General features: G+C 68.8%; 12 protein-coding genes. 9 read left to right on the top strand and 3 right to left on the bottom strand.

Annotated features, from left to right (window positions below):
* The first annotated feature begins 6 nt into the window (after positions 1-6).
* From DELCS14_RS18765 to DELCS14_RS18795, 7 genes are read left to right on the top strand one after another with little or no spacing between them, the layout of a single operon-like run.
* Positions 7-1,047 (top strand): hypothetical protein, encoded by a 1,041-nt coding sequence (locus DELCS14_RS18765; protein ID WP_013803076.1) that lies wholly within the window; start codon positions 7-9, stop codon positions 1,045-1,047.
* 4 nt (positions 1,048-1,051) lie between these two features.
* Positions 1,052-2,197: a cell division protein FtsQ gene (locus DELCS14_RS18770; protein WP_013803077.1), complete on the top strand. Its 1,146-nt coding sequence runs from the start codon at positions 1,052-1,054 to the stop codon at positions 2,195-2,197.
* Positions 2,198-2,210: 13 nt separating this feature from the next.
* Positions 2,211-3,791: an MBOAT family O-acyltransferase gene (locus tag DELCS14_RS18775; protein WP_013803078.1), complete on the top strand. Its 1,581-nt coding sequence runs from the start codon at positions 2,211-2,213 to the stop codon at positions 3,789-3,791.
* Between the two features lie 21 nt (positions 3,792-3,812).
* The gene (locus DELCS14_RS18780; RefSeq protein WP_012204786.1) at positions 3,813-4,052 is read left to right on the top strand and encodes an acyl carrier protein; all 240 of its coding nucleotides are present in this window, start codon (positions 3,813-3,815) and stop codon (positions 4,050-4,052) included.
* Between the two features lie 57 nt (positions 4,053-4,109).
* Positions 4,110-5,594, top strand: coding sequence for an AMP-binding protein (locus DELCS14_RS18785; protein ID WP_012204785.1), 1,485 nt, complete (start codon positions 4,110-4,112; stop codon positions 5,592-5,594).
* Positions 5,591-6,283: an alginate O-acetyltransferase AlgF gene (locus DELCS14_RS18790; RefSeq protein ID WP_013803079.1), complete on the top strand. Its 693-nt coding sequence runs from the start codon at positions 5,591-5,593 to the stop codon at positions 6,281-6,283. Before DELCS14_RS18785 ends, DELCS14_RS18790 begins: the two co-directional genes overlap by 4 nt.
* Positions 6,284-6,309: 26 nt before the next feature.
* A complete protein-coding gene (locus DELCS14_RS18795; RefSeq protein ID WP_013803080.1) occupies positions 6,310-7,455 on the top strand; it encodes an acyl-CoA dehydrogenase family protein in 1,146 nt (381 codons plus the stop codon).
* 17 nt (positions 7,456-7,472) lie between these two features.
* Here DELCS14_RS18795 and DELCS14_RS18800 read toward each other — a convergent pair whose 3' ends face one another.
* Together DELCS14_RS18800 and DELCS14_RS18805 are read right to left on the bottom strand one after the other, a co-directional pair.
* Positions 7,473-8,447 (bottom strand): DUF4434 domain-containing protein, encoded by a 975-nt coding sequence (locus DELCS14_RS18800; protein WP_013803081.1) that lies wholly within the window; start codon positions 8,445-8,447, stop codon positions 7,473-7,475.
* A 160-nt stretch (positions 8,448-8,607) separates the two neighbouring features.
* Complete coding sequence (locus DELCS14_RS18805) at positions 8,608-9,954, bottom strand: dicarboxylate/amino acid:cation symporter (RefSeq protein ID WP_013803082.1); 1,347 nt, start codon at positions 9,952-9,954, stop codon at positions 8,608-8,610.
* A gap of 213 nt (positions 9,955-10,167) precedes the next feature.
* Here DELCS14_RS18805 and DELCS14_RS18810 point away from each other — a divergent pair, with 213 nt between their 5' ends.
* Positions 10,168-12,819, top strand: coding sequence for a PAS-domain containing protein (locus tag DELCS14_RS18810; protein WP_013803083.1), 2,652 nt, complete (start codon positions 10,168-10,170; stop codon positions 12,817-12,819).
* Between the two features lie 24 nt (positions 12,820-12,843).
* Here DELCS14_RS18810 and DELCS14_RS18815 read toward each other — a convergent pair whose 3' ends face one another.
* Entirely contained in the window at positions 12,844-13,482 is a 639-nt protein-coding gene (locus tag DELCS14_RS18815; RefSeq protein WP_013803084.1) for a response regulator transcription factor, read from the bottom strand.
* Positions 13,483-14,011: 529 nt separating this feature from the next.
* Between DELCS14_RS18815 and DELCS14_RS18820 the strand changes: the two genes are divergently transcribed.
* Positions 14,012-15,040: a porin gene (locus DELCS14_RS18820; RefSeq protein WP_013803085.1), complete on the top strand. Its 1,029-nt coding sequence runs from the start codon at positions 14,012-14,014 to the stop codon at positions 15,038-15,040.
* Positions 15,041-15,069: the final 29 nt, after the last annotated feature.

Genomic DNA, 15,069 nt, shown 5'->3' on the forward strand with positions numbered 1-15,069 from the left:
AGCTCCATGGATTCGACCAAGCAAGCACCCCGCCCCGCCCTGCACGGACTGCGCTCGGGCATGGCGCGCGCCGCACGCGGACTGGCTGGCTGCGCCCTGGTGCTGGGCGCGCTGGCAGCGCAGGGTACGGCACAGGCCCAGGCACAGGACAGCTCCTCCATCGTTCTCAGGGGCAAGGATGGCTGGCTGTTTCCGGGCTGGGGCAGCCTGACCCAGGTGGACCGCGCCGGCATCACCGAATCCACCCGGCTGATCACCGAGGCGCGCAACCTGCTGGCCGCGCGTGGCGTGAAGCTGCAGGTGCTGCTGCTGCCCGACAAGGTGCGCTTCTATGCCGACAAGATGCCCGACGGCAAGGCCATGAGCGCCGATGTCCAGGGCCGCTACAAGCAGGTGCTGCAGGCGCTGCAGGCCGCCGGCATTCCCAGCTTTGACGACGAGGCCGTGCTGCGCAGCGTGCGCGACAGCGGCAAGGACGTGTTCTACCGCACCGACCAGCACTGGACCCAGGCGGCAGCCGACGCCACGGCCGAGGCCACCGCCCGCATGGTCCAGGGCGAGGTGCCCCAGCTGGCTGGCAGCGCCGGCAGCGGCCTGGCCCTGGGCGACACCGTCACCGAGCGCCGCTATGGCGACCTGGCCGAGCTGTTTCTGACCGCCGAGGAGCGCAAGCAGATCGGCCGCGAGGTCTACACCGTGCGCCGCCAGGCTCCGGCCAAGGGCCTGCTCGACGACGAGCCCGCCCCCGTCCATGTCACCGGCCACAGCATGGTCCAGCCCTACTTCGGCTTTCCGCAAAAGCTCTCCAACCTGCTGGACCGTCCGGTCTCGCTGAACTGGAAGCCCGGCAACGTGGGCCAGTGGACCATGCTGCTGGAGTACCTGGAGTCGCCGGCCTTCAAGTCCCACAAGCCCCAGGTGCTGGTGTGGCAGATGTTCGAGCCCACCTACAGCTACGGCCCCAACGCGGCCGGCCAGTGGGACAACGCCTCGCTCATGCCCAACGCCACCTGGCTGGAGCGGCTGCGGGCCGCGCTCAAGGGCTGACACCGTGGACCCCACCGCGCAAGAACTGCAAACCGACAAAGGACACCGGCGCAACGCCTGGACCTGGGGCGCCCTGCTGCTGTCGGGCCTGGCCTGGGGCGGCTGGACGCTGGCCAGCGGCGGCCCCAAGGCCGGCGAGCTGCAACTGGCCGCCTGGCTGGATGGCCGCGCGGGCGCGGCGCTGAACAAGGGCCTGCGCCTGCCTGCGCAGTCCTCGCTGGAAACCGGCCAGGCCGCGCTGCGCTACCGCCTGCTGGGCGACACGGGAGCTCAGGTGGCCCTGGGCTGCCCGCAATGGATGTTCTACCGCGACGGCCTGCGGCCCCAGCCCGGCACGGGCGCCGCGCCCTTCGAGGCGCGCCAGCGCCTGCTGCGCCACTGGACCCGGCAGTTGCAGGACAAAGGCATTGCCACCCTGGTGGTGGCCGTGCCCGACAAGTCGCGCATCGAGGCTGCCCATCTGTGCGGGCTGCCCGTGGCACCCGTGATGCTCCAGCGCCTGGACATGTGGCAGCAGCGCCTGCAGGCCGACGGCATTGCCTTCGCCGATCTGCGCCCCGCCCTGCGCCCTGCCCTGCAGAAACAGGAGCAGGCGCAACCCGTTTTCTTTCGCACCGACGTGCACATGAATGCCGAGGGCGCACGCGCCGCCGCCCTGGCCGTGGCCCAGGCCGCGCTGCCGCTGCTGGGCGGGCAGCGCGGTGCCCAGGCCTTCGAGGAATCCGCGCCCGGGCCGCTGCAGCCGCTGCCCGGCGACCTGCTGGCCCTGGCCGGCCTGGCCGATGCCCCGGCCGGCTGGCGCCCACGGCGCGACCAGGTGCGCCCGCAGACCATTGCCCCCGTGCGCGGCGGCGGCCTGCTGGACGAGACGCCGCCCGTGCAGGTGCTGCTGGCCGGCAGCTCCAACGGGCTGCGCAGCAATTTCGCGCCGCAGCTCGGCCGCGCGCTGGGCCAGGAAGTCTGGAACCTCAGCATGGACGGCGGCCAGTTCAGCGGCGCCATGGTGGCCGCGCTCAAGCGCCGCGCCTCCTGGCCGGCCAGCCTGCGGCTGGTGATCTGGGAATTCTCGGAAAACACCTTGTCCCTGCCCCTGACGGACGATGAAAAAGCGGTGCTCAAGGAGATGGACGCCGCCTCCCCGCCTGCGTGACCCCGCCCGCTACATGCTGTTCAATTCCTATCTTTTCCTGCTGCTGTTCCTGCCCATCGCGCTGGCGGGCCACTACCTGGCCGGGGCCATCAGCCTGCGGCTGGCCGCGTTCTGGCTGTGCCTGACGTCCTTTGTCTTCTACGGCTGGTGGAACCCGCAGTTCGTCGCCCTGCTGGCGCTGTCCATCGCCTTCAACTACGTGGTGAGCCTGCTGATCCTGCGCTTTGCGGGCCGCGCGCGGCTGCAGGGGCTGGTCACCGCCCTGGGCGTGGGCGCCGACCTGGCGGCACTGTTCCACTACAAGTACTTCGCCACGCTGTTCAACTTCCTGGGCGAATGGGGGCTGACGCAGGGCGGGATGCACGAGCTCATCCTGCCGCTGGGCATCTCGTTCTTCACCTTCACCCAGATCGGCTACCTGCTGGACTGCCGCTCGGGCATCGTCAAGGAACGCAGCCTGCTCAGCTACGTGCTGTTCGTGACCTTCTTCCCGCACCTGATCGCGGGGCCCATCCTGCACCACAAGGAAATGATGCCGCAGTTCGCGCAGCCGGATAACTACCGGTTCCGCGCGGACAACCTGTCCATCGGCGGCACGCTGTTCGTGATCGGCCTGGCCAAGAAGGTGCTGCTGGCCGACGAGATCGCGCCCTATGCGGACGCCGGCTTCGCCGCGCCCGGCGAGCTGCAGTTCTGGGCCGCCTGGGGCGCCAGCCTCAGCTACGCGCTGCAGCTGTACTTCGACTTCTCGGGCTATTCGGACATGGCGCTGGGCCTGGCGCGCATGTTCGGCATCCGTTTCCCGCTGAACTTCAACTCGCCCTACAAGGCCGGCAGCATCATCGACTTCTGGGCACGCTGGCACATGACGCTGACGCGCTACCTCACGGCCTACCTGTACTACCCCGTGGCCATGGCCATCTCGCGCGCACGCGAAAAGCGCGGCCTGTCCGTGGGATCGAGCGCCGCGCGCACGCCCGGCGGCTTTGCGGCCACCATCGTCGTGCCCACGCTGTTCACCATGGGGCTGGCGGGCATCTGGCACGGAGCGGGCCTGCAGTACGTGATCTTCGGCCTGCTGCATGCCTTCTACCTGTCGGTCAACCACGCCTGGCGCATCTTCGTGGTCAGCCGCAAGCCGGCCGCCGCACGCAAGTCGGGCCGGGGCGTGCAGGCGCTGTGCGTTGTCATCACCTTCATCGCCGTGCTCATCGCCCAGACCTTCTTCCGCGCCCACGGCGTGGGCGACGCCATGCTGCTGCTCAAGGGCATGGCCGGCCTGCGCGGCGTGGAGGCGCTGGAGTCGCTGTCCCACGTCCAGGGCCTGGCACTGGGCGATGCCATCCGCCTGGCCATAGGCCACCACATGCAGCTGGCCCTGGTGGTGCTGCTGCTGGCCATTGCCTGGTTCACGCCCAATGCCCACCAGATCCTGGGCCGCTTCTCGCCCGCCATGTTCAAGGTGCAGGAAGCGCCCCGCGCCTGGATGCGCTGGCGCCCCAGCGCGGGCTGGACAGCCGTGACCCTGGTCCTGCTCTTCCTGTGCCTGGTCAACCTGCACAAGGAAACCCGCTTCCTGTATTTCCAGTTCTGAAACACCTGTTGGAGAGAAACCATGTCCCTGAATGACATCGAAACCAAGATTGCCCAGATCATCGGCGCCATCATCCTGACCTCGGTCGAGCCCGATACGCTGCTGCTCGAATCGGGCCTGGTGGACTCGCTGTCCGCCGTGGACGTGGCACTGGCCATCGAAAAGGAATTCGGCGTCAAGATACCGCCATCGGAGATCGACCTGCACCTGGAATCCGTGCACACGCTGGCGCAGTACGTGGCCGAGCAGCGCAAGGCCTGATGCAGCGCCTGCACGCCGCCGCCCTGTCCCTTTGTCCCTGCGCAACAAGGAGCCCGCATGCGATTCAGTTTTGACCGCTTCGACTTCACCGAGCCCGGCGCCGACACCGCGCGGCCCGCCGTGATCGATGCCGCCGGCACGCTGGACTGGCAGCAACTGGCCCAGGCCGTGGCGCAATGGGAGCAGCAGGCGCTGGCGCGCGGCGCGCGGCGCGACGAGCCGCTGCTGATCACGGGGCACAAGGAGACCGCGTTCCTCGTGGCCATCCTCGGCTGCCTGCGCCTGGGCGTGCCCTTCGTGCCGGTGGACGTGATCAACCCGCCCGAGCGCATGGCGCGCATCGCCACGCTGGTGCAGGCCGGCCTGCACTACGACGCGCAGGCCCGCAGCTTCCTGGACACCGGCATCGCCGCGCAGCCGCTGCAGGAAAAATCGCTGGCCTACATCATGTTCACCTCGGGCAGCACGGGCGATCCCAAGGGCGTGCAGATCGGGCGCGAGAGCCTGGGCCTGTTCGCCGGCTGGATACGCGACTGCCTGGCCCTCGGCGAGGCGCCGGTCTTCATGGACCAGATGCTGTTCAGCTTCGACTTTTCGCTGTTCAACTGGATGGGCGCCCTGGTCACGGGCGGTGCCTGCGTGCTGTGCGCGCGCGAGACCATTGCCGACCGCCAGGCCTTTGCCGCCTACCTGGCGGGCACCCATGTGAACGTCTGGGCATCCACGCCCTCCTTCGTGCGCCAGCAGCTGCTGGATGCCGACTTCGACCAGCAGCACCTGCCCGACCTGCGCGTCTTCGTCTTCGGCGCCGAATCGCTCACGCCCACCGTGGCCGAGGCGCTGTGGAGCCGCTTCCCCCAGGCGCGCATCATCAACTCCTACGGCCCCACCGAGGCCACCTGCTCCACCACCTGGGTGGAGATCGACCCCGCGCTGCGCCAGCGCGCGCCGCTGCCCTTCCCCATCGGCCGGGCCAAGCCCTATGCCGATGTGTTCCTGGACGAAGGCGAGATCTGCGTGGCCGGCGACCACGTGATGCGCGGCTACCTGAACCGCCCCGACCTGCACGCCACACGCATGTTCATGCGCAACGGCAAGCGCGGCTACCGCACGGGCGACCTGGGCGAGATCGACGGCGAGGGCCTGGTCACCTTCCACGGCCGGCGCGACGACCAGATCAAGATGCACGGCTACCGCATCGAGCTCGCCGAGGTCGATGCCGTTCTGGCCACCCTGCCCGGCGTGCGCGCAGGCGCGGCGGTGGCACTCAAGCGGCCCGATGGCTTCATCGTGCGCATGATCGGCTTCGTGGACCTGGACCGCAGCGGCCCGCCCGGCATGCAGCCCCTGCCCGAAGACCTGGCCGGGTGGCGCGAACTGCTGGCCCAGCGCGTGCCGCCCTACATGATTCCGTCGGAACTGCTGGCCTGCCACGGCTTCCCGCTGACGCAGACTGACAAGGCCGACCGCAAGCAACTGGAGCGCATGTACCTTGATGCACGCATGCGCCCCGCCAAGGAAACCAAGGACCCGCAGGCATGACCTCCGTTTTTTCCCCCGTGATGCGTACCGTCGCGCTCGCCCTGGCCGGGCTCTCCTGCCTGCCCGCCGCGCATGCCGAAGGCACGCTGGCCCAGCTCTATGCGGCGCGCCCGCCCGCAGGCTCGTCCTTCGTGCGCGTGGTCCACCCCGACGCGGGCAGCCTGCGCGTGAAGATAGGCGACGGCCCCGAGCAGACGCTGTCCGGCAGCAAGCCGGCCAGCAGCTACGCCATCGTCAAGGGCGACACGCCCTTTGCCATTCAGCTGGACGGCAAGAGCGCCGGCAGCATGAAGGTGGCGCCGGGCAGCTTCACCACCCTGGTGCCGCAGCGCCAGGGCAAGAACGCGGCCGCGCGCTTCACGTCCATCGACGACTCCGGCGGAAGCCAGGACGCGCTCAAGGCCGAGCTGCGCTTCTACAACCTGATCGACGATTGCACCGAAGGCGGGCTCAAGATCGCCGGGACGGGCACGCCGCTGTTCACGGGCGTAGCGCCCGCCAGGTCGGCCAGCCGCTCCATCAACCCGGTCAGCGCCCAGCTCGCCGCCACCTGCGCCACTGCGGCCAGCGCGCCGCTGGCACTGCCCCAGCTGCAGCCGGGCGACCACTACAGCCTGTTCATGACGGGTACGGCCGCCGCCCCCGTGCTGCGCGGCCAGGCCAGCGCCACCGACACCTATCGTCCCTGACCCAGCCCAAGGAGACCGACACAGACATGCGCACCCGCTCCGTATTGCGTGAAGACCACCTGCTGTTCAAGGAACAGGTGGACCGATTCGTGGCCACCGAGATCCTGCCCCACATCAATGACTGGGAGGCCGAGGGCATCACGCCGCGCGCCCTGTGGCGCAAGGCCGGTGACAGCGGCCTGCTCAACTGCGACCTGCCCCCGCCCTACGGCCAGGGCGGCGACTTCGGCCACGCGGCCGTGGTCATCGAGGCGCTGGCGCGCGCCAACTGCCTGGGCATCGGCTTTTCCATCCATTCCGACATGGTGGCGCCCTATCTCTGGAACTTCGGCACGCAGGTGCAGAAGGACCGCTGGCTGCCGCGCATGGCCACGGGCGAGCTGATCGGCGCCATCGCCCTGACCGAGCCCGGCGCGGGCAGCGACCTCAAGGCCGTGCGCACGCGCGCCCGCCGCAAGAGCGAGAGTGAGGGCGGCGGCTACGTGCTCAACGGCCAGAAAACCTTCATCACCAACGGCGTCAACGCCGGCCTGATGGTGGTGCTGGCCAGCACCGAGCCCGACCTGGGCGCGCGCGGCCTGTCGCTGTTCGTGGTGGAAGAAGGCATGAAGGGCCTGGGCAAGGGCCCCGCCCTGCGCAAGATAGGCCAGCACAGCCAGGACACCTGCGAGCTGTTCTTCGACGAGCTGCACCTGCCGGCCGACCACCTGCTGGGCCGCGAGAACGCCGCCTTCGAGCATGTGACGCAGGAGCTGGCGCAGGAGCGGCTGGCGATCGCGCTGCGCGCGGCAGCCTCCACCGAAGGCATGCTGGACGAGGCCGCCGAGTTCGTGCGCAACCGCAAGGTCTTCGGGCGTCGCGTGCTCGACTACCAGAACACCCGCTTCAAGTTCGCCGACGCCCTGGCCAAGACCACCATGCTGCGCGTCTTCCTGGACGACTGCCTGGCCCAGCACATGGAAGGCTCACTGGACTCCGTCACCGCCGCCATGGCCAAGCTCAACGCCACCGAGCTGCAGGGCCAGGTGCTGGACGAACTGCTGCAGCTGCACGGCGGCTACGGCTACATGGCCGAATACGGCATTGGCCGCGCCTGGGCCGATGCACGGGCACTGCGGATCTTCGGGGGCAGCAGCGAAATCCTCAGAGAGATCATCGGCAAGCGCTTCTGACCCGGCAGCCACCGCGCTCAGCGGGCGGCGACCTTCCACTCGCGCAGCAGTTGCCGGGCCTCCGGCGTGTCGTTCAGCACCCAGGGGTCGATGGCGAAGGCGACGACGCGCTGGGCGCCGTAGTCGCGGGCCACGTCCCACTGGCGGCGCACGCGCTCGAAGCTGGCCGTGCGCGCCTGGAAGTCCGAGCCATCGGGCCGCGTGGGCGGCAGTTGCTCGAACAGTTCCACGATGAGGTCGAACGGCGCCCTGCGCTCGAGCAGCATCTGCTGCAGCGGTGCCAGCGCCTCGTAGTTGCGCAGTCCCGCCACGCCCACGCCGTCCTGCACCATGGGGCGCAGGGACACGCGGTCCAGCAGGATGCTCCACAGCGTGGGCAGGCTGCCCAGCGTCTGCAGCTGGCTGAAATAGGTGGAGATGCCGGGCACCTGGCCGGACGTGGCCGCTGCCGCCTGCGCCAGTGGCTGCAGTGCGCTCACCAGCAGCTCGACGCGCTCGGGCGCGGCCCAGTGGTATTGCTCCAGCTCGTAGGGGATGTACCAGCCGCGAAAGGCCGCATGGCGCGGCCAGGTGCTGGCGTACATATGGCTGACGCCCTGCTCGGCAATATGCGCCAGGTAGGGCGCGGGGCCTGCGGCGTTGGAAAGGCTGATCTGCTTCCACCAGCGCTCGTCATAGGGCAGGCCCAGGTGCACGCCCATGCCCAGTTCGGTGCAGATGTCCAGCAGGTCGGCGATCTGCGCGTCGGCCAGCATCCAGCTGTCCGCCTCGGAATCGCCTTGCAGGCCGCTCCATTGCACGAACAGCTCCCGGCAGCCCAGCGCCTGGGTGGCGGCCAGGCGCTGGCGCCATTGGTCGCGCGGCATCTCCAGATGGCTGCGCCACGGCTGCAGAAAACTGCCCGACACGGGCGCCGAGGCCGCGCAACCGACCAGCGAGGCACAGGCGGCGGCCGCGCCGGCGCCGAGGAATTCGCGTCTGGACAAATGCATGGTGGGAACGGCCGCAAGGCTGCGTGAAGCGAAGCACCAAGAATACAGCCAAGCGGCGCGGCAGCCGCCTTAAAAAGCAGCAGCCCAGCCAGGCTTGACCTGGCTGGGCTGAGGGTTGTCGCTTTCAGGGGCCGCGCACCATGCGTCGCCCCGGTATGGATCAGGAAACCTTGCCGACAGCGGCAGGTACCGCTGTTCCTGCCGGGGTCACCTCCATGGCGGGGGCACCATCCAGGGCGGCATTGAGCTTGCTGTAGTCCAGCTCGTTTTCCCAGCGCGAGACCACCACGGTGGCCACGGCATTGCCCATGAAGTTGGTCAGCGAGCGGCACTCGCTCATGAAGCGGTCCACGCCCAGGATCAGGGCCATGCCGGCCACGGGCACTTCGGGCACCACGGCCAGCGTGGCGGCCAGGGTGATGAAGCCCGCGCCGGTCACGCCGGCAGCGCCCTTGGAGCTGAGCATGGCCACCAGCAGCAGCGCGATCTCATGGCCCAGGGTCAGGTGGGTGTTGGTGGCCTGGGCGATGAACAGCGCGGCCAGCGTCATGTAGATGTTGGTGCCGTCCAGGTTGAACGAATAGCCCGTGGGCACGACCAGGCCCACGACGGACTTGCCGCAGCCGGCGCGCTCCATCTTCTGCATCAGCGAAGGCAGGGCCGATTCCGAGGACGAGGTGCCCAGCACCAGCAGCAGTTCCGCCTTCAGGTAGCGCGCCAGCTTGAGCACCGAGAAGCCGCACAGCCGCGCCACGAAGCCCAGCACCACCACCACGAAGAGCAGCGAGGTGATGTAGAACGAGCCCACCAGCCAGGCCAGGTTCACCAGCGAACCCAGGCCGAACTTGCCGATGGTGAAGGCGATGGCGCCGAAGGCTCCCAGCGGCGCAGCCTTCATCAGGATGCCGACCAGCTTGAACACGGGGGCCGTCAGCGCCTCCAGGAAGTTGAGCACGGGCTTGCCCGCATCACCGACCATGGCCAGCGAGATGCCGAACAGCACGGCCACGAACAGCACCTGCAGGATGTTGTCGCCCACGAAGGGGCTGACCAGCGTCTTGGGGATGATGTCCATGGCAAAGCCGGTGAGCGTCAGCTCGTGCGACTTGGCCACATAGCCCTTGACGGCGGCCTGGTCCAGGTCGGCCGGGTTGATGTTCATGCCCGCGCCGGGCTGCACCACGTGCGCCACCACCATGCCGACCACCAGGGCCAGCGTGGAGAAGAACAGGAAGTAGGCCATGGCCTTGAGGAACACGCGGCCCACGGTGCGCAGGTGCGTCATGCCCGCAATGCCGGTGACGATGGTCAGGAAGATCACCGGCGCGATGATCATCTTCACCAGCTTGATGAAGGCATCGCCCAGCGGCTTGAACTGCTCGGCGTACTGGGGCTCGAAGTGGCCGAGCAGCACGCCTGCCACGATGGCGACCACCACCTGGAAATACAGCTGGCGGTAGAAAGGCAGCCGCTCGGGGCTGGCGGCGTGGGTGGGGACGGCATGCATGGTGCGGCTCCGGCGGGACTGTGTGGGGGTGGGCGCACCACCAAGGTGCGGCGAGGTCCAGTTTGTACCGCTGGCGTGCTCCGGCGCCGATAACCTATTGGTATTAGGCGCAGGTGCGCTCCCAAGGAGAATGCACGCAGAATCAGGGTAATCCCCAATCTCTTCCCGCCCCTGGAAGGCACCAAGCTGGCGCCCAATCGGGTCCAGACCACCATGCCCCAACCCGTTCGACGCCCTTCACGCCGTTCCTTCTGGACCCTGCTGCTGCTGTTCGGCGGCATGCTGGCCTGCATGCTGCTGGCCGGGGAGCTGGTCTACCACCGCGCCCTGCGCGGCGAGGCCGAAAGCGTGCAGCGCCAGCTCAGCCTCTACGCCCAGGCCCTGGGCCAGCGCATAGACCGCTACCGCACCCTGCCCGAGGTGCTGGCGCTGGACGCGCAACTGCGCGCCGCCCTCACCCACCCGCTGTCCGCCGCCGAGGTTGATGCCCTCAACCGCAAGCTGGAGCAGGCCAACGGCGCCAGCCAGTCGTCCACGCTGACCCTGATCGACCGCCACGGCACGGCCCTGGCCGCAAGCAACTGGCGCGAGACGCGCAGCAACGTGGGCGTGGACTACAGCTTCAGGCCCTATGTGCAGCAGGCGCTGTCGCGCGGCAGCGGGCGCTTCTACGGCATCGGCCTGACCACGGGCCTGCCGGGCTACTTCCTGTCGCAGGCCATCCTGGACGAACAGAACGCCGTCGCGGGCCTGGTGGTGATCAAGATCGCGCTGCTGGAGCTGGAGCGCGAATGGCTGCAGACGCCCGACGTGGTCATGGCTTCGGACGAGCACGGCGTGGTCTTCCTGGCCAGCCAGCCCGACTGGCGCTACCGCCTGCTGTCACCCCTGAGCCCCGCCGACGAGGCGGACCTGGCCGCCACGCGCCAGTACATCGACCAGGAACTGCACCCCATGCGCTACCGCGTGCGCCAGGGCCTGGAGCAAGGCAGCCGCCTGGTGCAGATGCAGGAGCCCGCCCTGCCCGGCACCACGCTGTGGCAGACCCTGCCTCTGCCCGGCAGCGACTGGCAGTTGCACCTGCTGCACGACACGCAGGCCAGCACCGTGGCCAGCCGCTGGGCGGCGGCGGCCGCTGCGGGCGGCTGGCTGGCCCTGGGCCTGCTGGTGCTGTTCGTGCGCCAGCGCAGGCGGCTGGCCGCGCTGCGCCTGCGCAGCCGCCTGGAGCTGGAGACCGTGCTGCGCCAGCATGCCCAGGAGCTGCGCACGGCCCAGGACGGCATCGTCCAGGCCGCGCGCCAGGCCGACACGGGCCTGAGCCGCAGCCTGGAGCACCTGCCCCAGGGCGTGGTGGTGATCGATGCCGACCTCAACCTGGTGGCCTGGAACTCGCGCTACGTGGAGCTGTTCCGGTTTCCCTCCGAGCTGCTGCGCACGGGCCAGCCCATAGAGAACCTGTTCCGCTACAACGCCCGGCGCGGCCTGCTGGGGCCCGGCCCCATCGAAGAGGCCATCCACCGGCGGCTGCAGCATCTGCGCAGCGGCAGCCCGCACCTGCGCGAAAGCACCAAGGACGACGGCACGGTGCTGGAGATCCGCGGCAACCCGCTGCCCGATGGCGGCTTCGTCACCAGCTACGCCGACATCACCAGCTACAAGAACGCCGCGCGCGAGCTGCGCTCGCTGGCCGATGCGCTGGAGCAGCGCATTGCCGAGCGCACGCGCGACCTGGCCGAAGCCAAGCGCGAGGCCGAGCAGGCCAACCGCTACAAGACACGCTTCGTGGCCGCCGCCGTGCACGACCTGCTGCAGCCGCTGAACGCCGCGCGCATGTTCAGCTCCCTGCTGCGCAGCCATCTGCATGACGACGCGGGCCGCCATGTGGCCGACAGCATCGACGGCGCCCTGGCCGCGCAGGACGCCATCCTGGGCAGCCTGCTGGACATCTCGCGCATGGAATCGGGCCAGCTGGAGGTGCGCGTGCGCGACTTCGCGCTGGGGCCGCTGCTGCAGGTCATGCGCCACAACTTCGGCATCCTGGCCGAAAGCCGGGGCCTGCGCCTGAGCGCGGTGGACACGCGCTGCGTGGTGCGCAGCGACGAGGCGCTGCTGCGCCGCATCCTGCAGAACTTCCTGTCCAACGCCATACGCTATACGCGCCAGGGCCGCATCGTCATCGGCTGCCGGCGCCAGGGCCAGCAGTTGCGCATCGAGGTGCACGACCAGGGACCGGGCATTCCCGAAAGCCTGCAGCACGAGATCTTCGAGGAATTCCGCCGCCTGGACGAAGGCCATGGCGACGACCGTGGCGCCGGGCTGGGACTGGCCATCGTCGAGCGCCTGGGCCGCCTGCTGGGCCACGAGATCGGCCTGCGCTCGCACCTGGGCCGGGGCAGCGTGTTCTGGGTCTGCGTGCCGCTGGGCGATCCCGCAGCCGTGCCGCAGATCGCCGCGGCCACGCATTGCGGCGAGGCAGGCCAGGACGCACCGCTGCAGGGCATGAGCGCCTGGTACGTGGAAGACGATGCCCAGTCCTGCACCGCCATGCGCGCCCTGCTGCAGCGCTGGGGCTGCAACGTGCCGCTGGCCGGTGGCCCGGCCGAGGCGCTGGCGCTGGCCGCGCCCGGCGAAGCGCCGCAGCTGGTGCTGCTCGATGTGCGCCTGGGCCAGTTGCACGGCCCCGATGTCTACGCGCAGCTGTGCCAGCGCTGGGGCCAGTCGCCGCCCGTGATCCTGGTCACGGCCGAACGCGACGGCATGCTGCGCCGCCAGGCGGCCGAGCGCGGCTGGGGCTTTCTGGCCAAGCCCGTGCGCCCGCCCGCGCTGCGCGCGCTCATGAGCCAGATGCTGCTGCGCCACCGATAGACGTGGCACGGCAGGGCATGGCGTTCAAACCGTGCCCTCGTTCTCCAGGCTCTTGACCAGCACGGCCGCCTGCGTGCGGCTGTAGCACTCCAGCTTCTTGAGAATGGCCGTCACATGCACCTTGACGGTGTTCTCGGCCAGCCCCAGTTCGTGGGCGATCTGTTTGTTGAGCAGGCCATCGGCCAGGCACAGCAGCACGCGGAACTGCTGGGGCGTGAGCTGGGCCAGCCGCGCGGCCAGCGCGGCGTCGGCCTCGGAGCGCTCGGCGGCCATGGGCGGGAACCAGCTGCCGCCGTCCAGCACCTCCTGCAGGGCCGTGCCTATGGCCTCGGCCGGCGCCGACTTCGGAATGAAGCCCGCGGCACCGAACTGCTGCGCACGGCGGATCACGCGCGGATGGTCGTTGGAGGAAATCACCACCACCGGAACATCGGGGTACTCGCCGCGCACATGCAGCAGCGCCGAAAAGCCGCGCGCCCCCGGCATGGCCAGGTCCAGCAGCACCAGCTCGATCTCGGGGTGCTGCTGCAGCGCCGCGCCCAGCGTGGCGGCGCTTGCGGCCTCCAGCACGGCGAACTGCGGCAGGGCCTCGCGCAGCACATGGATCACCGCGGCGCGGAACAGCGGGTGGTCATCGGCAACGAGCAGGGTGGATTCGGACATGGGCGCGAGTCTGACACGTCTGGAAGCACATGCCCGGCTAATGGGGCCCATGCCTGGTCCATGGCCGGGTTGCAAGCTGGCACGCTGTTTGCAATCAGTTGCAGCCAAAGGCCTGGCAACAGGCACAAATCCACCGCCCAACCGACGAACAAGGAGCCCTGAATTGACCTTTGAGCCCTCTTGCAACGACCTGCTGCACAGCCCTGGTGCCCCGGCCCCATCCCAGTGCACGGCAGTGTTCAAGCCGCGAGAGTGCAAAACACAAATTAAGTTTCGTCATAACTGTGTCAAAGACACCACTTTATGGCCGGTGCAATGGCTGGGATGCGTTGTAATACGCGGCTTAGCCAGTCAAGACCGCCTTGAACACAGGCCGCAAAGACGTGCCGACGCCAGCCCGCCCCTGATGCGAAAACGCCACTGTCCCAGGTTTGCCACGTAGCCCAGCCCGGGCGATTGGTTCATCGTCTGCCCCGGTCACAGCACTGGCCACCCGTTTCCACTCTCCAACAATGAAAGACTCCTCAACATGAAACGTTCCTTCATCGCACTGGCCGCTGCACTGGCCTGCGCCGGCGCTGCACACGCCCAAAGCTCGGTCCAGCTGACTGGCCTGGTGGACGCCTATGCCGGCTCCATGCGCATGGCTGGCGACGCCAGCGGCAAGGGTGTCGTGGGTTCGGGCGGCATGACCACCTCCTGGTGGGGCATGAAGGGCCAGGAAGACCTGGGCGGCGGCCTGAAGGTCGATTTCCAGCTGACGGCCTTCATGCGTGTGGACACTGGCAGCCCCGGCCGTTTCGATGGTGACCCGTATTTCTCGCGCGATGCCAACGTCGGCCTGTCCGGCGGCTTCGGCACGGTGCGCCTGGGCCGCGGCATGGCGCCCAACTTCCTGCCCACCATCCTGACCAACCCCTTCGGCGACTCCTTCACCATCTCCCCGCTGGTGCTGCACGCCAACGTGGGCACGACAGCCTGGGGCTCGGCCAACCTGACCACGCCGTCCGACACCGGCTGGAGCAACCAGGTCGTCTACACCACGCCCAAGTTCGGCGGCCTGCAGGCCAACGTCCACTACCAGTTCGGTGAAAAGGGCGGCGATTCCGGCAAGAAGAACATCGGCGTGAACGCCATGTACTTCGGCGGCCCTCTGAGCCTGGTGGCCTTCTACGAGCGCGCCCAGATCAGCAACCCCGTGAGCCTGGCCGTGATGCCCACCAAGACCGACTGGATGCTGGGCGGCACCTACAACTTCGAAGTGGCCAAGCTGTACGCAACCTACGGCCAGGCCAAGGTCAAGGATCTGGATCGCAAGAACAGCACCTACTCGCTGGGCCTGGACGTGCCCGTGACCAGCGCCGGCACCATCAAGGCAGCCCTGGCCCGCACCAAGGCCGAAATCGGCGCCGTGGACTCCACGCGCACCACGGCCAGCCTGGGCTACGACCACTACCTGTCCAAGCGCACCGATGTGTACACCGTGCTGATGCACGACCGCATCACGGACCTGAAGTCGGGCACCAGCCTGATCGCGGGTATCCGCCACCGTTTCTAAGGCGACGCCTGGCCTGCCAGCACGGGCCA

This window comes from Delftia sp. Cs1-4, assembly GCF_000214395.1.
GTDB lineage: Bacteria > Pseudomonadota > Gammaproteobacteria > Burkholderiales > Burkholderiaceae_C > Comamonas > Comamonas acidovorans.